Source organism: Enterococcus sp. B2E4, from assembly GCF_030499455.1.
Classification (GTDB): Bacteria; Bacillota; Bacilli; order Lactobacillales; family Enterococcaceae; genus Enterococcus_D; species Enterococcus_D casseliflavus.
Genome location: NZ_JAUKPK010000021.1, coordinates 53,398 through 71,536 on the forward strand (window position 1 = coordinate 53,398; position 18,139 = coordinate 71,536).

Genomic DNA, 18,139 nt, shown 5'->3' on the forward strand with positions numbered 1-18,139 from the left:
TATCTTATGGCAAAAATAGAAGTAAAACAAGTATCAGTGACATTCACTCATAAAAAACAAATCAAAAAAGCAGTGGATTCCGTTGATTTTTCCGTTCAAGCTGGAGAAGTATACGGGATCGTCGGATTGAGCGGGGCTGGGAAAAGTACCTTGGTTCGTACGTTGAATCTACTGCAGGTGCCCTCTAGCGGTCAAATTCTGATTGATAGTCAAGACATCACGCAAGCCAAAGGCAAACACTTGCGTGAAGTACGACAAAAAATCGGGATGATCTTTCAGCATTTCAATCTGATCCATAATCGAACCATCAAGGAAAATTTAGCCTTTGCTTTGCGCGCTGGTGATTATCCGAAAGATCAGCAAGAAGCGAGGATCAAGGAACTGTTGGAAATGGTGGATCTGCCTCACAAAATTCACGAGTATCCGAATAATTTGTCTGGGGGAGAAAAGCAACGGATCGGCATTGCACGAGCGATTGCCAACGAACCTGAGATTTTGTTGTGTGACGAAGCTACCAGTGCGTTAGATGTTGAAACGACCGAAGAAATTTTGAAATTGTTGATCCGAATCAAGGAACAGACAGGCATCACCATCGTCTTTATCACTCATGAATTGGATGTTGCCCGTAAGTTTTTTGATCGGGTGGCAGTGATGGAAAAGGGGCGCATCGTTGAAGAACAAACGACCTATGGCTTGTTCAGTCAGCCTAAACAGCCTATTGCGAAAAAACTGGTAGGCCGCTACTTGGATCTGACGCTTCCTGAAGAGATTCTAGCATCTTTCACGCAAGGCGACTTGCTGGAATTGCGCTACCAAGGTGAGTATACGTTAGAACCGCTGATTTCGACTGTAGCGAAAGCCTACGATGTGTCGATCAATATCATCCATGGGAAAATTGAGTATATCAAAAAAGATGTGATCGGTATTTTGTATATCTATTTGACGGGACCCGACGAAGAAGCAGCAAAAGCCCGAGAACACTTAGCTGCGAACGTCTTTTCTCTAAGAAAGATAGGTGAGAAAAATGGCTGAAACGATTGAGATTTTAAAAACAAACCTGCCTCAAGCACTATGGGAAACATTCTTTATGGTGGGGACCTCAGCAATTATAGGAGTAGTTTTCGGCTTATTGATTGGATTAGTCCTGTTTTTAGTCGGCAGTAACCTTTTTCATAAAAATATTTTCTTGCATCATCTGGCCGATTTTATCGTCAATGCAATCCGTTCGCTGCCATTTTTGATCTTATTGATTACGCTGATTCCGTTATCAGCGATGCTGATCGGTGATCCTTATACCCCAGCGGGTGGTGCGATTGCTTTATCGATTGCCGCGATTCCTTTTTACGCCCGAATCGCTGAATCCGCATTTGCCGAAATCGACTATGGCGTCCTTGAAGCCAGCGTCGCTTCTGGAGCATCGACGAGACAGATCGTTCGCGAAGTGATTTTACCAGAAAGTCTGCCAGCTTTGATTCGCGGATTTGTGCTAACTTTGATCAGTCTTTTAGGCTACTCAGCGATGGTGGGAACAATTGGCGCAGGCGGCATTGGCGATTTAGCAATTCAGTATGGTTATTATCGCTATGAAACGGCGATTTTGATTGTGGTGATTCTCCTGCTGATTCTTCTGGTACAAATCATCCAGTGGGTCGGCGATGCTTGTGCGAATCATTTCTCAAAATAATACCCAACGCTTTGTAGTTCCTTTTCGAATACACTTGAGTTATCGCTTCTGTTATTACTCTACAGAAGCGATTTTTTTTACTTACAGGTCACGGATTTTTGGTTGCACCGCTAATGGTTTTTCGGTATGCTGATGGTGAGTTGTTTTTTTACAGCGAAAATTATATTTTAAAGGAGCAACACTATGACTCAAATTCCTAACTGTCCAAATTGCCAATCTGAATACGCTTATGAAGACCGCGGGCTGTTTGTTTGTCCTGAATGCGGAAACGAATGGCAAGAGCAACAAGCGGCGGAAGAAGCACCCGTATATAAAGATGCCAACGGCAATATTTTAGTCGATGGTGATACAGTAACGGTCATCAAAGACTTGAAAGTCAAAGGCGCATCTGGCGCCATCAAACAAGGAACAAAAGTGAAAAACATCAAATTAGTCGAAGGCGACCACAACATTGATTGCAAGATCGATGGCTTCGGCGCAATGAAACTAAAATCAGAATTTGTAAAAAAAGGTTAAAAACAAAATCTTCCAGTCATCTTCATAATTTTTTCACCACTTTAATGGTAAAATAAGGTCAAAGATTAAAAGGGGGAATTTTATCGTGTATGGTATGGGCGGATACGGGTTCGGCTTTTTTTATGACCCGACTTTCATTCTTGTAATTATCGGTATGGTGATTTCACTAGCAGCGTCAGCGTACGTCAAAAGTACCTTTAACAAATATGACAAAGTCAGAAGTAAAAATAATATTACCGGCACAAAAGCGGCGCAGTACATCTTGCAAAGCCAAGGAATCAATAATGTGGGTGTGCAAGCGATCGCTGGTGATTTGACGGATAATTACAATTCTGGCAACAAAATGCTGAGTTTATCGCAATCCACTGCACAATCAACTTCGGTAGCAGCAATCGGTGTTGCGGCACATGAGTGTGGACACGCAGTCCAAGATGCCAAAGGTTATTTTCCTTTGCGTTTGCGTCATGCGATCGTACCGATCGCTAATATCGGAACCAGCATCTCGATCCCATTGATTTTGATTGGGGTCCTATTACGAGGATCGTTTCTGATCAACTTAGGCTTGTTGGCTTTCTCATTGGCGTTTATTTTCCAATTAGTGACCTTGCCAGTCGAGTTCGATGCCTCAAAACGGGCGATCCGTATTTTGGCAGATGGTGGCTTGTTAACAGAAGATGAAGTACCACAAGCAAGAAGAGTGCTCTTTGCCGCAGCGTTGACGTATGTCGCAGCTGCCGTAGCAACCTTATTGCAGCTCTTACGTTTGATTATTTTATTCGGTAATAACAACCGTCGGAATTAATCGACAGTATGACAGAAAAAAGACCAGCTCAGGCATCCTGAACTGGTCTTTTTTCGTTATTCTACTATTAAGTAAATGTAATAGACGTTTTCAATGCTTTTTAAATTTTCTTCGGACAAGTTATTTTCCATCACATCATATAATTTTAGGTCGCCACCTTGTGCAATATAAATCAAAGGAATCTCAACATTTTTTTTGATTTCTAGGGGATCTTCTTCAATGTGGTAGATTGCTCCCCCGGGAAGATCTTTGTCTTCTCCAAGAGAAATATACTGAAATGCCGTAAGATCTGTCGTTGTTTCTGATGCTCCGCCATTGGAAGATAAGTTTACGAGCAGCTTTTTTTCCCCTTTAGAAATACCAATCGTTAAATAACCGTTATAATTGCTTTTGGTATCTGTCATTAAGGAAGCAATCAACTTGTGGGTTGTTTTCTCACCTTTGTGATAGTGATCAAAGTAAACCGTCATCGCTTGAGCTTGGGTATTAAATTTTAGCTGCGAGCCAAAATCAAATAACAGTCTGGAAAGATCCATTTGATTTTCGACTTGAACTAGATGATTATCTGGAACACCCGCTATTTTTTCTCCTCGAAAAGGACCATAATTGTAATAGTTTAAATAAAGCCCCCCTGGTAGACCAATCAATACGAACAAAGACAGTACAGCAATAACAATTGTCCTACGTGTGTTTTTTAGTCGAGCTTTTTTCACGATTTTTTTAAATTCTTGATCTTTAATAGTCATGATTCTTTTCCTCCATTCTTTTTTTCAGTTGTTTTCTTCCTCGGTATAATGCTGTTTTGATGCTATCTTCCGAGCGATTCAGTAAGAAGCTTATTTCTTTTAAGCTCAAATTTTCTGCGTACTTCATGATCAAAAGGGTGGAGGTAGAAACGGGTAATTTTTGAAGTGCTTCATAAAGATCATCATCTGTTTCTTGCCAGTTGATACTAGAAGCAGTCACTGGCAAATACTGCCTGACGATTTCTCGCCGTCGCTTTGTTTGTTTATATAAAGTAAAGTAACCATTGATCCCCACACGAAACAGCCACGGACGAATCGCTTCTGCGGATAAGACCGAATCGATTTCAAGGATTTTCACAACTGCTTCTTGAGCAATATCTTCGGCATCCTGTTGAGAAGCGCCGAGGGACTGCAGGTAATGAACCAAGTCATTCGTTAACTGCAGTAAATAATGTTCGTAAGCATCCAAACGCATTTTTCTCCCTCCTTAACAATACAACAACTGAAAATAAAAAAAGTGAACATCTTTCAACTGAAAAAATCGAAAAAAATCGAGAAAATGTTAAATTAATCGATTGAGTTGTGCCTATTTTCTCAAAGAACAAAAAGAATGACAATGATTGGTTGGAGAAAATCTAGAAATTTCAGCAGAATGAGTAAGAACTAAACGAAAATGAAAAAAAACTGCAGTGAAATGACACGTGTCTTCATGTCATTTCACTGCAGTTTTTTATAAAAGGAGATATGCATCTCAGTTGTTTTTAATAGAATCGCTTAAGAATTAATGGATATGACAGATAGGCACTCTGTCCAAAAATCAGTAAAATCTTTGATGGTTCCATCTTTATTTAGCTGTGCCTGTTCAAATACTGATTTATTCTTACCGAATGGATCAATTGCGATAATTGTTCCAATCCCAGCACGCTTGGCAGCAAGCAAACCTGAATAAGCATCTTCGATAACAAGACAATCTGCAGGAGCTAAGCCCAATTTGCCAGCCGCTTTAAGAAAAATATCCGGTTGCGGTTTTCCAGGAAAAGAGCCATCGTCATAGACGATCTTATCCCAATCAAACCAGCGAGCTAAATCGAAAGTATCAAAATAAAAAGCAACATTCTCTTTAACAGTAGCGGTGGCAATCGTTAATGGAATCTGCTGGTCAGTCAGCTGATCAAGAGTCGCTTCAAGCCCCTTTGTCAATTGGAGATCGTTCTTATTTTGCAAGCAAAGCATACGATAATAGCTTTCTTTTTCTTCTGACAATACGGCGATCTCAGAGGCGGTCAAATGTTCTGAAATGAAATGTTTTAAAATCTCCGTATTCGTTCGACCATGGATATTTTTTAAAATATCCTCATCTGATAAACCATTTTTTGTATGATCATGAATCATGTGCAGCCAAGCAGCTTCATGCAGATGAGAGTCCAAAAACATAGTTCCGTTGAAATCAAAAATAATCCCTTTCATAGTTACGCTCCTATAGTGGTATTTTCGGTTGAATCAGCAATTTGCAGATCGACATATTGTGCATAGTGCTCTTGCAGCTCAGGTGATATTTGACGATCCGTAATGAGTAGGTCGAAGTCATGCAAATTATAAAATACATAAAAATCATCTCGGTTGAACTTTTTGTTATCAACGAGCAGATATTTCTTACGGGAATTATTTAATGCGATCTGTTGTGCTTCTCCTTCTTCTGTACTATAAGTAGAAATGGCTTCGTTGTGTACACCGTTTGAACTGATAAATGCTTTCGTAAACTTTAATCTTCTTAAATTGTCGTTAGTGATCGGTCCAACAAATGCACCGGTATTTTTACGGAAATCACCGCCAATTAGCAAAATTTCTGGTCCATCTGCTTGCGCAAGAATATCAAAAACTGGGTAATTATTAGTAATGATTCGGATTTTCTTGTTGAGTAAATGAGTCGCCAAAAGTTCGATTGTTGTACCAGGCCCTAAGAAAATCGTTTCACCTTCTTGAATCAAGGAGGCTGCTGCGGCAGCAATTTCTTTTTTTTCTTGAATCTGCAAAGTGGCTTTTTCGGTGTGAGAAAGTTCTTGATCTAAAGTGTAGGAAAGACTTTGCGCCCCTCCATGGACACGTAGCAGCTTGCCCGATTTTTCTAATTCATCTAAATCTCTGCGAACGGTCATATCAGAAACATCTAATTGATTGATGATTTCATTAACGGTAAGGATTCCTTTTTTATTGACCATTTCTACGATAGTAAACAATCTTTCTTTTTTCAGCATCGTCTTCACCTCTAATTTAAGGATAATCTACCATATAATCGGATAACAGTCAATCTGTTTCAAACAAAAACAAACAATTATTTGCGTGATACATGTTTATTTCAATGGGTTTTATCATTTTTTTTCGAATTTTGTGATTATTTATGTTTGTTTTTGTTGACAAATGTTTTGGATACGATTACAATTCAATCAGTTAGAAAGTGTGGAAACTGATTATAGATTTGAGGAGAGATGTACATGCTTAAATTACCAGAAGATTTTATTTTTGGTGGAGCCACAGCAGCCTATCAGGTTGAAGGAGCCACTAAGGAAGGCGGCAAAGGCGCTGTTGCTTGGGATGATTTTTTAGAGGAACAGGGTAGATTCAGTCCCGATCCGGCAAGTGATTTTTATCATCAATATGCAAAGGATATTGAATTGTGTGAACGATTTGGTGTGAATGGGCTAAGATTATCCATTGCATGGAGTCGAATTTTTCCTGATGGTGATGGGGAACCGAACCCAGAAGGAATCGCTTTTTATCATCGTGTGTTCGAAGAATGTGCGAAAAGAAACGTAACGCCGTTTGTGACATTGCATCATTTTGATACCCCTAAACGTTTGTTTGACCAGGGAGATTTTTTGAATCGAGAAACAATAGAAGCATTCGTTTCCTATGCCATTTTTTGTTTTCATGAATTCAAAGAAGTGAAAGTGTGGAGTACCTTTAATGAAATCTATCCTGTTGCGACCAATCAATATTTGTTAGGCGTTTTCCCGCCAGGAATCAAATATGATTTTACAAAAATCATCGCCTGTCTTCATAATATGATGGTTGCCCATGCACGTGTAGTGAACTATTTCAAAGAAAACGAACTTCCAGGCGAAATCGGTGTCGTTCACTCATTGGAGACGAAATATGCGGCAACAGATGCTCCAGAAGATAAGCATGCAGCCTTTTTAGACGATGCATTGTCGATCCGCTTCTTATTAGATGCTACTTATTTAGGCTATTATTCAACTGAAACCTTGACTGCTCTTGATGAGATATGTGAAGCAAATCAGGCCAGCTATCATTTTCCTGAAGAAGATTTTGTCGAATTGAAAAAAGCCTCCACGCGTAATGACTATTTAGGGATCAATCACTACCAATGCCATTTTGTCAAAGCTTACGATGGAGAAAACGCGATCCATCATAATGGCACGGGTGAAAAAGGGACCTCTGTTTATAAAGTGAAGGGGATCGGAGAACGCATTTATAAAGAAGGAATTCCTCGAACAGATTGGGACTGGCTGATTTATCCAGAAGGGCTTTATGACTTGTTGTTGCGAATTAAAAGCGATTACCCGCATTACAACAAAATCTATATCACTGAAAACGGCATGGGGTATAAAGACCAGTTTGAAGATGGCATCATTATGGATCAGCCGAGAATCGACTATTTGAGAGTCTATTTGGAATCCTTAAGCAAGGCGATAACAGCTGGGGTAAATGTGAAGGGATATTTTTTGTGGTCGCTTATGGATCTTTTCTCATGGACAAATGGGTATAACAAAAGGTATGGCTTGTTTTATGTTGATTTTGAAACCCAGAAGCGTTACCCGAAAGAGTCAGCATACTGGTACAAATTAGTTAGTGAAACCAAAACGATTATTTAATAAGTAATAATGGGGGAAGAAAAGATGAATAAAGAGGAATTACAAATGCTTGGTTTTGAGATCGTTGCTTATTCAGGGGACGCTCGCAGTACATTATTGAAATTATTGAAAGAAGTAAGACAAGGGAACTTTGAGCATGTTGATTCAGCACTGAAAGAAGCCGACGAAAATTTAACCCTTGCACACAATTCGCAAACGAAAATTTTAGCGGAAGAAGCATCGGGAAAAGAGATGGAGATGGGATTCATTTTTATCCATGGACAGGACCATTTAATGACCACTTTGTTGCTGAGAGATCTGATTCAAGACTTTATTGCACTGTACAAGCAGAATCAAGGATAGGAGAAGAACGCTATGGATGGAATCATTAAACAAATCGAAAAAGGGAAACCGTTTTTTGAAAAAATCTCACGCAATAGTTATCTGGGAGCCGTTCGTGACGGATTTTTAACAGCGATGCCGGCTATTTTATTCTCAAGCATATTCATTTTGATTGCTGCGGTTCCTGAGATTTTTGGTTACCAATGGCCTGAAGCTGTCTCCACTTGGTTGTGGAAAGTCTATAATTATTCGATGGGGGTTGTAGGGTTACTTGTTTCAGCAACCACTGCTCGCTGCTTGGCTGATTCGATGAATCGCCGCTTACCGAAAAACAAAGTAATCAACACGACTTCTGTGATGCTGGCTTCTGTGGTAAGTTTCCTGTTGTTAAGCGTCTCTCCAATCGAAGGCGGATTTTCAACGGAATACATGGGGACAAAGGGGCTTTTGGCGTCCTTTGTCGCTGCATTTTTAACAGTTAATTTATATAAGTTTTGTGTGCTGAAAGATATTACCATTAAGATGCCTAAAGAAGTTCCTGGTACGATTTCGCAAACCTTCCGAGATATTTTTCCTTTCTCTTTTTCAGTATTTGCGGCCGTTTTAATTGATTTAGGTATTCGGCAAATTTTCCAAATCTCATTTGCAGAAGCAATCATTACTGTGCTGCAGCCATTATTCACAGCAGCCGACGGTTATTTAGGAATCGCTATTATCTGGGGAGCGATGGCGCTATTTTGGTTTGTCGGTGTTCATGGACCGTCGATCGTGGAACCAGCAATTGCAGCAATTATCTATGCCAATGTGGAAACCAATCTGCAATTGTTCAATTCCGGTGAGCAAGCTTCAAAAGTACTGACAGTCGGTTTAGGAAATTTTGTAGGAACTATGGGAGGAACTGGGGCCACATTGGTCGTTCCTTTTATCTTCTTACTCTTTGCTAAGTCTAAACAATTGAAGGCAGTCGGGAAGGCTTCCTTTATTCCAGTAAGTTTTGCTGTCAATGAACCATTGTTGTTTGCAGCACCCATGATTTTGAATCCTTATTTTTTCATTCCGTTTTTGTTAACACCAGTTGTAAACGTTTGCTTATTTAAGTTTTTTGTCGATGTGCTAGGCATGAACAGTTTTATGTACGTTTTACCTTGGGCAACTCCGGCACCGATCGGTTTGGTTCTAGGAACGGGCATGGGGGTGTTAGCCTTTGTTTTAGCAGCGGTTCTAATCGTCGTTGACTTCCTGATCTATCTACCATTTTGTAAAGCATACGATGCTGTTTTAGTAGAGCAAGAAGCACAAAAAGCGGAAGTGATCGCAACCGAAGAAGGTGCTTCTGCTGCTATACGTGAGGAAGTACCTGTGGCAGCGAGACAAATTATCAGCGATACAAATAAAGAAATCAATGTGTTGGTGCTTTGTGCTGGAGCAGGGACAAGTGCGATGTTAGCTAATGCTTTAAAAGAAGGCGCATCTGAATCGAAAGCACCGATCAGTGCAATGGCGGGTGCTTATGGTTCTCATTACGAAATGCTGCAGGATTTTGATATGGTGGTCTTAGCACCGCAAGTCAATTCTTATTATGATGATATCAAAGAAGATACCGATCGCTTAGGAATCAAGCTGGTTGCGACAAAAGGAGCAGAATATATCGGATTAACGAGAGATCCTGAAAAAGCCGTTCAATTTGTTCTGAACCAATTTCAATAAAGGAGGAGCAAATGAATGAAAAAGGGAGCTTGGTTGCGTAAAGTCGCTTTATTTGCAGCTGTGATAGGGACTTTGGGGGCTGTTTCAAAAACAGTTGAAGCATCTGCCAGCGAGTTTATTCGCGGAGCAGATATTTCAATCTTGTCAGATATGGAAAAATCTGGTGCAAAATATTATGAAGATGGTATTTCAAAAGATGCCTTAGAGATTCTAAAAAATAATGGTGTCAACTATGTTCGACTGCGTTTGTGGCAGGATCCTTATAATAGTAACGGAGAAAGTTATGGGGCAGGGACAAATGATCTGGAAACGACGATTGCCCTTGCAAAACGAGCAAAAAGTCTTGGACTCAACGTGTTGCTAGATTTCCATTACAGTGATTTTTGGGTTGATCCTGGGAAACAGAATGTTCCTAAAGCGTGGCAAGATCTGACCTTTGAAGAAATGAATACGGCATTGTATGACTATACAAAGAACGTTCTGTCGGAAATGAAGCAGCTAGACGTTTATCCTGATATGGTTCAGATCGGCAATGAACTGAATAGTGGAATGCTCTGGCCTTATGGCAAGTCTTGGGGAGAAGACGGGGGAGAGTTTGATCGATTGGCTACTTTTTTGAAGTCTGGTGTCCAAGCTGTTCGAGACACTCAACCTAAAACAACTCCGGTAATGCTCCACTTAGCTGATGGTGGCGATACAGGAGCATTTACTTGGTGGTTTGATGAAATCACCAGTCGGGGTGTGTCATTTGATTTAATTGGAGTATCGTATTATCCGTATTGGCACGGTTCAATGAATGAACTTCAAACCAATATGAATACGATCAGTCAACGGTATGGCAAAGAAGTGATCGTAGTTGAAACAGCTTATGGGCATACAACAGCGAATGCAGATACTATGCCAAATGCTTTTGGCGAAGCCGAAGCAGCTGCGGGGGGATATGAACCAACACCGTCAGGACAAGCAGAGTATTTGCTGGATCTAGCCGATCGTATTCAAGCAGTGCCGAATGATCACGGGGCGGGCTTCTTTTACTGGGAACCTCTTTGGTACAACGGAAACGTGAGTTGGGCAACACAAGCAGGTATGAATTATCTCGGTGTTCAATCCACTATGGGAAACGAATGGGACAACCAGGCGATGTTTGATTTTGCTGGAAATGCCTTGCCCAGCTTGCGTGCGTTTAAACAAGCAGGGACGCAAACAAATCTGGTTAAAAATGCAAGTTTCGAGAGCGATGGACCAACGACCAGTCCTTCCGATTGGCAAACGTGGTTTCAACAAGGAACAGCTGAAGGTACGATCAAAACGGAAGCAGGGACTTTTTTTGGAGACTACAAATTAACTTTTTGGCAGGACCAAGCTTACGAGGCATCAGCTTATCAAAATGTTAGTGGCATCAGCGATGGAACTTACACATTGAGTGCCTACGTAATGTCTGGGGGAGAGTTTGATACCAATCAGTTATATATCAAAAATTATGGTGGAGCGGAACTAAATACTGCGGTTGATAAAACAAGTGAATGGACAAAAATTACAATCAAAGACATTCCAATTACAACAGGTGTTTGTGAAATCGGGGTTTACAGCAAGGCATCAGCAAATGCTTGGACGAACGTTGATTTTGTTTCATTGGTGAAACAATAATCTAAGGATTGCTGCGATTGATCCTCAGAGCTTCCTTTTAACCGCATCACTAGCGTAGAAGGCAGGAATCGAACCTGCACCTCGTCTTTGCCAAAAATAACCAGAAATACGTTCCGATCATTTTTACCAAAACGAGTAAAGCGCCAGACTTCATCTACACTTTGTATTATGCCAAAGAGAGTTCAACGATTTCGTAAGAAGCAATGAAAAATTTGCAAAAAGTTGTGCAGAAAACATGAAGGTTGTTTAAGAAAGAATAACCATAGAACTTAGTCGTGAAAAAGAAGGAACCAGCTGTATCGATAAGTAAAGTGCTTTGTCTGGAAACCTCGTTTTCTTTCTGAAAAAATCAGATAAAGTTTTCTTGACATTTGCTAGGTGAGAATGTATCATTCTGTTTGGGCACTCTTTACAAGAGTCAGAAAGTGATTTAGAATTTTCGCTCCCTATTCATTTATGGATAGGGAGCTTTTATTATTTTCTAAATGCTTTTCCTGTAAAATAGATTAAAGGAGTTTTTCAGTTTATGACAAAATATATTTTTGTAACCGGCGGTGTGGTTTCTTCTATTGGTAAAGGGATCGTAGCAGCATCATTAGGACGTCTGTTGAAAAATCGCGGCTTGAAAGTAACGATTCAAAAATTCGATCCGTACATCAACGTCGATCCAGGAACGATGAGCCCATACCAACATGGTGAAGTATTCGTAACCGATGATGGAGCAGAGACCGACTTAGACTTAGGTCACTATGAACGCTTTATCGATATCAATTTGAACAAATACTCAAATGTAACAACTGGAAAAATCTATTCAGAAGTTTTGCGGAAAGAGCGTAAAGGAGAATACTTAGGCGCGACTGTTCAAGTGATCCCGCATATCACCAACGAGATCAAAGAAAAAATCATGCGGGCAGCCAAAATGACTGATTCAGATGTGATCATTACAGAAGTCGGCGGTACAGTAGGGGATATTGAGTCATTGCCATTTCTAGAAGCTTTGCGTCAAATGAAAGCAGACGTAGGTTCAGACAATGTGATGTACATCCACACCACGCTGATTCCTTATTTGAAAGCAGCGGGCGAAATGAAAACCAAACCGACCCAACACAGTGTGAAGGAACTGCGCGGCTTAGGGATTCAACCAAATATCTTGGTCGTTCGTACAGAACAACCCGTAGGACAATCAACGAAAAACAAATTGGCCCAATTCTGTGACGTGGCACCAGAAGCCGTGATCGAATCTCGTGACGTTGAGACCCTTTATTCGATTCCATTGGCACTGCAAGCGCAAGGCATGGATCAAATCGTGTGTGATCATTTGAAACTGACTGCACCAGCTGCTGACATGACTGAATGGCAAGCATTGGAAGAAAAGGTACTGAATTTGAAGAAAAAAGTACGTATCGCATTAGTCGGAAAATACGTGGAATTGCCAGATGCTTATCTATCAGTTGTCGAAGCCTTGAAACATTCTGGTTTTGCCTTTGATGCAGACATCGAGATCGATTGGATCAAAGCCCAAGAAATCACACGAGAAAACGTGGATTCTTACTTAGGTGAAGTAGACGGTATTCTTGTTCCTGGTGGATTTGGTGATCGCGGGATTGAAGGAAAAATCGAAGCGATCCGATATGCTCGGGAAAACGATGTGCCATTCTTAGGGATTTGTCTAGGGATGCAAATGGCTTGTGTGGAATATGCCCGCAATGTCGTTGGCTTGGAAAATGCCAATTCCGCAGAAACAGATCCTGAAACAGCCAACAACATCATTGATTTGATGGCTGACCAAGAAAACATCGAAAACTTAGGTGGGACATTGCGCTTAGGCTTGTACCCATGTAAAGTGAAGAAAGGCACCAAAACAGCTGCAGCTTATGACGGAGAAGAAGTTGTTCAAGAACGTCATCGTCATCGTTATGAATTCAACAACAAATACCGTGAAATCTTTGAAGCAAACGGGATGGTCTTCTCAGGTGTGTCACCAGACAATCGTTTGGTGGAGATCGTTGAGATCCCAGAAAACAAATTCTTCGTGGGTTGCCAATTCCACCCAGAATTGATTTCTCGTCCAACTCGCCCACAACGCTTGATCAAAGCCTTTGTTGGAGCTTCATTAGACAACCGCCAAGCATAATAATCGCTAGCGGCAAACCAAAGAATGAATGTGCGAAACTCCTCATCTCAAGATGGGGAGTTTTTTTGAGTTGCGCCATCCCAATAATCCGTAAAAGGTTGAAACTTGCGAGAGCGTTGGTAGAAGGTATCTGTTTCTGCACACAAAAAACTTCCGTCAAAACGACCGGAAGTTTCTGGCTGATGCATTATTTTTTTCGCTAACAGTTTGAATGAAATCCGCCAGCGGGAAACCCATGTTGATTTGCTGGTGCCTAGAGAGGATTATTCTTTTAGCTTATACCCTTGGTCTAAGAGCATTTCCTCTGTACGTTCCATGCTGATCCCATTTTCAGTGTTTCCTTCGAAACTAACCCCAGGCAATTGTTTCGCTGAATCATAATCCAACTCATCATAATTGATGGTCAAGGATTCAGTCGCTTCACTATCTGTATAGTCGAGGGAATAGTCCAACCCTTTGACTTGCTGATACTTCTTAGCGATCGGATCAAGCACGGTTTGTGCTTCTTCTTTAGTCGTTACCCCGATCGCTGAATAAGGCATGACATTGTTCGCAGTCTGAGTTTTTACTTTATCGCCTTCATAAGTGAAGACCAATTCCATCGAAACCCCATTTTGATCCATTGTGAATGTTTTGGTTTCTTCCTTGGCCCCCGAGCTACAGCTTGCCAAGAAAAGAACTCCGATGACTGCCAAAAATCCAATAAGCGCTTTTTTCATTTTATCCCTCCTTTTTTACATAATAATATAGCCGCTTTCACAAGGCTATTCTTATGCTCAAAAGAGAAGAAGAAAGGATATGCTGGAAGATTATGATAAAATAACGAAAAAATATGTGAAATTTTTCTCGAATTTTCACATGCCGATTTGTTATCTAACGACCACAGACAGAAGAGCAAAACCTTACAGAATCCTAGACTTTCAGAAAAGATGATGAAAATGCTGGATTTTTATATTTGTGCAATCTTTTTTTGAAAAGAGAAATTCCTCTTTTTAGTAGCAAATACCGCAAATCTTTGCTAAAATAGCATTGTCGGTTAAGCATTGCTTAACAAATAAAGTTTTTCAAAACTTAGGAGGAATTTTTTATGCCAGTAGTATCAGGAGCTGAATTCTTAAAAGCTGCTCGTCAAGGCGGATATGCAGTCGGCGGATTCAACACAAACAACTTAGAATGGACACAAGCGATTTTAAAAGCTGCTGAAGCGAAAAAAGCGCCAGTTCTAATCCAAACTTCAATGGGTGCTGCCAAATATATGGGCGGATACAAAGTTGCTAAAGACATCGTTACAAACTTGGTTGATTCAATGAACATCACTGTTCCAGTTGCAATCCACTTAGACCACGGTGATTATGATGCAGCAATGGAATGTATCGAAGTTGGTTACACTTCTGTTATGTTTGATGGCTCTCACTTACCATTTGAAGAAAACTTGAAATTGGCTAAAGAAGTTGTCGAAAAAGCACACGCAAAAGGCGTTTCTGTTGAGTGTGAAGTTGGTTCAATCGGCGGAGAAGAAGATGGAATCATCGGTTCTGGCGAATTAGCTGACATCGAAGAATGTAAACAAATGGTTGCAACTGGTATTGATTACCTAGCTTGCGGAATTGGTAACATTCACGGTCAATACCCTGAAAACTGGAAAGGCCTTGCTTTTGATCACTTACAAGCAATCGCTGATGCAGTAGGTTCTGATGTACCATTAGTATTACACGGTGGTTCTGGTATTCCTCAAGACCAAATCGAAAAAGCAATCTCAATGGGTGTTTCTAAAGTAAACGTAAATACTGAATTCCAATTATCATTTGCTAAAGCAACTCGTGAATACATCGAAGCTGGCAAAGATAAAGAAGGTAAAGGATTCGACCCTCGTAAATTATTAGCACCAGGTGTTGCTGCAATCGTTAAAGATGCAGAAGAACACATCGACTGGTTCGGTTCAGCTGGTAAAGCTTAATCTTAATCAAAGATCAAAACTCTTAGAATCACTGATTCTAAGAGTTTTTTTGTTTTCCAAGAAAATATTCTTGATGCGGGGATCAAAAATATCCTGCATCTTTTTTCTTTGAGTGATCTGTGCTAAAATTGGAATGATACACATAAATTAAAAAAGAGTATAGGTGGAATTCCATGAAAAAAATTGTCATCAACGGCAATCGTCCCTTAAAAGGTGAAGTCACCATTAGCGGCGCAAAAAACAGTGCTGTCGCATTGATCCCGGCAGCGATCTTAGCTGATTCACCGGTCATTTTAGAAGGAGTGCCTGACATCCAAGATGTGCACTCATTAATTGAGATTATCGAAATCATGGGTGTGAAGACCCATTTTGAAAACAATACGCTAGAGATCGATCCGACAAACATCGTTTCGATCCCGATGCCTAACGGAAAAATCAACAGTCTACGAGCTTCTTACTATTTCATGGGGGCATTGTTGGCGAAGTTTGGTGAAGGCGTCGTTGGATTGCCTGGCGGCTGCTTCTTAGGTCCGCGACCAATCGATTTGCATATCAAAGGCTTCGAAGCACTTGGCGCAAAAGTTACCAACGAACATGGTGCTATGTATTTGCGTACCGAAGAAGAAGGCTTGACTGGCGAACGAATCTTCCTAGATATGGTCTCCATCGGAGCAACCATCAATGTGATGCTGGCAGCAGTAAAAGCCAAAGGCAAAACGATCATTGAAAATGCCGCACGAGAACCTGAGATCATTGATGTTGCGACCCTTTTAAATAATATGGGAGCGAAAATCAGAGGTGCAGGTACCAATGAAATTCGTATCGAAGGCGTGGAAGAATTGCACGGTTGTCGTCATTCCATCATTCCAGACCGGATCGAAGCAGGAACCTACCTTTCTTTAGCCGCAGCAGCGGGGGAAGGCATTACTGTCAAAAATGTGATTTATGAGCATCTAGAAAGTTACATTGCGAAATTGGAAGAAATCGGCGTGCGAATGGATATCAGCGAAGATGAAATCTATGTGCATCCCTCAAAAGACTTGAAACCAGCGACTGTGAAAACCTATCCTTATCCAGGATTTGCCACAGACCTGCAACAGCCGATCACACCATTATTGCTAAAAGCAAACGGAACATCGGAGATTATGGACACGATTTACGCCAAACGGGTCAACCATATTCCTGAATTAGCACGGATGGGCGCACAAGCAACGACAGAAGGCAACATGATTTTTGTTAGCGGACCGAGCCAATTGCACGGAGCAGAAGTTGTCGCTTCTGATTTGCGAGCAGGAGCTTGTCTTGTCATTGCCGGATTGATGGCGACTGGCACGACCAGCGTCTTTAATGTCGAGTATATTTTGCGCGGCTATGATCATATCATCGAAAAACTAACGGCTCTTGGAGCTGATATTCAAATGATAGAGGAGTAATTATGAGCGATTATCTTACGATGGCAGAGTTGGAAAACAAAACCTTAAAAGAGATCTACACCTTTGCCAAAGAGTTTCGAATTCCTTATTACAGCCAGATGAATAAAAAAGAATTGTCATTGGCTGTGATACGGGCGCAGGCGGAAAAACAAGGCTTCTTTTATATGGAAGGAATCTTGGATATCGTAGGCCAAGAAGGCTACGGTTTTTTACGCCCAATCAACTACGGACCGAGTGCAGAAGATATCTATATTTCTTCGTCACAGATTCGTCGGTTTAGTTTGCGTAATGGTGATAAAGTCGCCGGTAAGGCGCGCCCGCCCAAGGAATCTGAGCGCTATTATGGATTGATGCACGTTGAGTCTGTTAATGGCAAAGATCCAGAAGATGCCAAAGAGCGTCCGCATTTTCCAGCGCTGACGCCGCTTTATCCGAATCGTCATTTAAAATTGGAAACAACGTCAGGACGCCTTTCTACGCGGATGATCGACATGCTGTCGCCAGTGGGTTTTGGACAACGGGGACTGATCGTTGCTCCGCCTAAAGCTGGGAAAACCAGTATCTTGAAAGAAATTGCCAATGGGATCACTGACAACTATCCTGAGGTGGAATTGATCGTTCTTTTGATCGACGAGCGCCCAGAAGAAGTGACTGATCTGGAACGCAGTGTCAAAGGAGATGTTGTTTCTTCAACCTTTGACCTGCAGCCTAGCAATCATACCCGTGTTTCTGAATTGGTACTAGAACGGGCGATGCGTTTGGTAGAAGACAAGCGTGATGTCGTGATTCTGATGGATAGTATCACTCGTTTGGCAAGAGCCTACAACTTAGTGGTACCGCCAAGCGGACGTACACTAAGCGGCGGGATCGATCCAGCTGCTTTGTACAAACCAAAGAAATTTTTTGGTGCTGCCCGCAATATTGAAGAAGGCGGCAGTTTGACGATTCTTGCCACCGCACTGGTGGATACCGGCAGCCGCATGGATGATGTCATCTATGAAGAGTTTAAAGGAACCGGCAATATGGAGCTGCAGCTTTCTCGCAGCTTAGCAGAACGTCGGATTTTCCCTGCGATCGACATCAAGAAATCTGGTACCCGTAAAGAGGAATTGCTGATGAGCAGCGAGCAATTGGAAGAAACCTGGCGCTTACGCAACAACATGTTGGGGGATTCCTTGGAGTTCACAGAACAATTCATTCAATTCTTGCGTAAAACGAAGAACAATGAAGAGTTTTTAGCGGCTTTTCATGATGTCCATTTCGGAGACAAACGGCAAAAAAGAAATATAAAAAGATAAT

Annotated in this window: 17 protein-coding genes; 12 read left to right on the forward strand and 5 right to left on the reverse strand. The window is 41.2% G+C overall.

All coding sequences use genetic code 11. The annotated features are described in order from the left end of the window. The first annotated feature begins 6 nt into the window (after positions 1–6). The 4 genes from Q1X33_RS14225 (at position 7) to Q1X33_RS14240 (ending at position 3,002) form a co-directional block, all read left to right on the forward strand. Positions 7–1,032, forward strand: a complete 1,026-nt coding sequence (locus Q1X33_RS14225; protein WP_005228264.1) for a methionine ABC transporter ATP-binding protein — start codon at positions 7–9, stop codon at positions 1,030–1,032. Next, positions 1,025–1,684: a methionine ABC transporter permease gene (locus Q1X33_RS14230; protein WP_005228265.1), complete on the forward strand. Its 660-nt coding sequence runs from the start codon at positions 1,025–1,027 to the stop codon at positions 1,682–1,684. Before Q1X33_RS14225 ends, Q1X33_RS14230 begins: the two co-directional genes overlap by 8 nt. 183 nt (positions 1,685–1,867) lie before the next feature. After that, positions 1,868–2,200 (forward strand): zinc ribbon domain-containing protein YjdM, encoded by a 333-nt coding sequence (locus Q1X33_RS14235; protein ID WP_005228268.1) that lies wholly within the window; start codon positions 1,868–1,870, stop codon positions 2,198–2,200. 85 nt (positions 2,201–2,285) lie between these two features. Further along, a complete protein-coding gene (locus Q1X33_RS14240) occupies positions 2,286–3,002 on the forward strand; it encodes a zinc metallopeptidase (RefSeq protein ID WP_010749971.1) in 717 nt (238 codons plus the stop codon). Between the two features lie 56 nt (positions 3,003–3,058). Here the strand turns inward: Q1X33_RS14240 and Q1X33_RS14245 are convergent, their stop codons facing one another. The 4 genes from Q1X33_RS14245 to Q1X33_RS14260 all read right to left on the reverse strand — a co-directional run bounded on the left by Q1X33_RS14245 (position 3,059) and on the right by Q1X33_RS14260 (position 6,003). Further along, positions 3,059–3,748: a hypothetical protein gene (locus Q1X33_RS14245; RefSeq protein ID WP_005228272.1), complete on the reverse strand. Its 690-nt coding sequence runs from the start codon at positions 3,746–3,748 to the stop codon at positions 3,059–3,061. Beyond that, entirely contained in the window at positions 3,738–4,223 is a 486-nt protein-coding gene (locus Q1X33_RS14250; protein WP_005228274.1) for an RNA polymerase sigma factor, read from the reverse strand. Before Q1X33_RS14250 ends, Q1X33_RS14245 begins: the two co-directional genes overlap by 11 nt. A 299-nt stretch (positions 4,224–4,522) precedes the next feature. After that, the gene (locus tag Q1X33_RS14255; protein ID WP_005228277.1) at positions 4,523–5,215 is read right to left on the reverse strand and encodes an HAD family phosphatase; all 693 of its coding nucleotides are present in this window, start codon (positions 5,213–5,215) and stop codon (positions 4,523–4,525) included. 2 nt (positions 5,216–5,217) lie between these two features. After that, on the reverse strand, positions 5,218–6,003 hold the full coding sequence (locus Q1X33_RS14260; RefSeq protein WP_005228279.1) for a DeoR/GlpR family DNA-binding transcription regulator: 786 nt from the start codon (positions 6,001–6,003) through the stop codon (positions 5,218–5,220). A 237-nt stretch (positions 6,004–6,240) separates the two neighbouring features. On the opposite strand from Q1X33_RS14260, the gene lacG reads away from it, so the two are divergent. The 5 genes from lacG (at position 6,241) to Q1X33_RS14285 (ending at position 13,450) form a co-directional block, all read left to right on the forward strand. Further along, entirely contained in the window at positions 6,241–7,641 is a 1,401-nt protein-coding gene (lacG, locus tag Q1X33_RS14265; RefSeq protein WP_010749968.1) for a 6-phospho-beta-galactosidase, read from the forward strand. Between the two features lie 24 nt (positions 7,642–7,665). Next, positions 7,666–7,983, forward strand: coding sequence for a PTS lactose/cellobiose transporter subunit IIA (locus tag Q1X33_RS14270; protein ID WP_010749967.1), 318 nt, complete (start codon positions 7,666–7,668; stop codon positions 7,981–7,983). A gap of 12 nt (positions 7,984–7,995) precedes the next feature. After that, positions 7,996–9,669, forward strand: a complete 1,674-nt coding sequence (locus Q1X33_RS14275) for a PTS lactose transporter subunit IIBC (protein ID WP_005228286.1) — start codon at positions 7,996–7,998, stop codon at positions 9,667–9,669. Positions 9,670–9,684: 15 nt separating this feature from the next. Beyond that, complete coding sequence (locus Q1X33_RS14280) at positions 9,685–11,316, forward strand: glycosyl hydrolase 53 family protein (RefSeq protein ID WP_005228288.1); 1,632 nt, start codon at positions 9,685–9,687, stop codon at positions 11,314–11,316. A gap of 526 nt (positions 11,317–11,842) precedes the next feature. Continuing rightward, complete coding sequence (locus tag Q1X33_RS14285; RefSeq protein ID WP_005228290.1) at positions 11,843–13,450, forward strand: CTP synthase; 1,608 nt, start codon at positions 11,843–11,845, stop codon at positions 13,448–13,450. Between the two features lie 263 nt (positions 13,451–13,713). On the opposite strand, the gene Q1X33_RS14290 is transcribed toward Q1X33_RS14285, so the two are convergent. Continuing rightward, entirely contained in the window at positions 13,714–14,169 is a 456-nt protein-coding gene (locus Q1X33_RS14290) for a YehR family lipoprotein (RefSeq protein WP_005228292.1), read from the reverse strand. A 368-nt stretch (positions 14,170–14,537) separates the two neighbouring features. Between Q1X33_RS14290 and Q1X33_RS14295 the strand changes: the two genes are divergently transcribed. The 3 genes from Q1X33_RS14295 (at position 14,538) to rho (ending at position 18,138) form a co-directional block, all read left to right on the forward strand. Then, positions 14,538–15,407, forward strand: a complete 870-nt coding sequence (locus Q1X33_RS14295; protein WP_005228297.1) for a class II fructose-bisphosphate aldolase — start codon at positions 14,538–14,540, stop codon at positions 15,405–15,407. 173 nt (positions 15,408–15,580) lie between these two features. Further along, on the forward strand, positions 15,581–16,840 hold the full coding sequence (locus tag Q1X33_RS14300) for a UDP-N-acetylglucosamine 1-carboxyvinyltransferase (RefSeq protein WP_005228299.1): 1,260 nt from the start codon (positions 15,581–15,583) through the stop codon (positions 16,838–16,840). 2 nt (positions 16,841–16,842) lie between these two features. Beyond that, positions 16,843–18,138: a transcription termination factor Rho gene (rho, locus tag Q1X33_RS14305; protein ID WP_005228301.1), complete on the forward strand. Its 1,296-nt coding sequence runs from the start codon at positions 16,843–16,845 to the stop codon at positions 18,136–18,138. The last annotated feature ends 1 nt before the right edge of the window (position 18,139 follow it).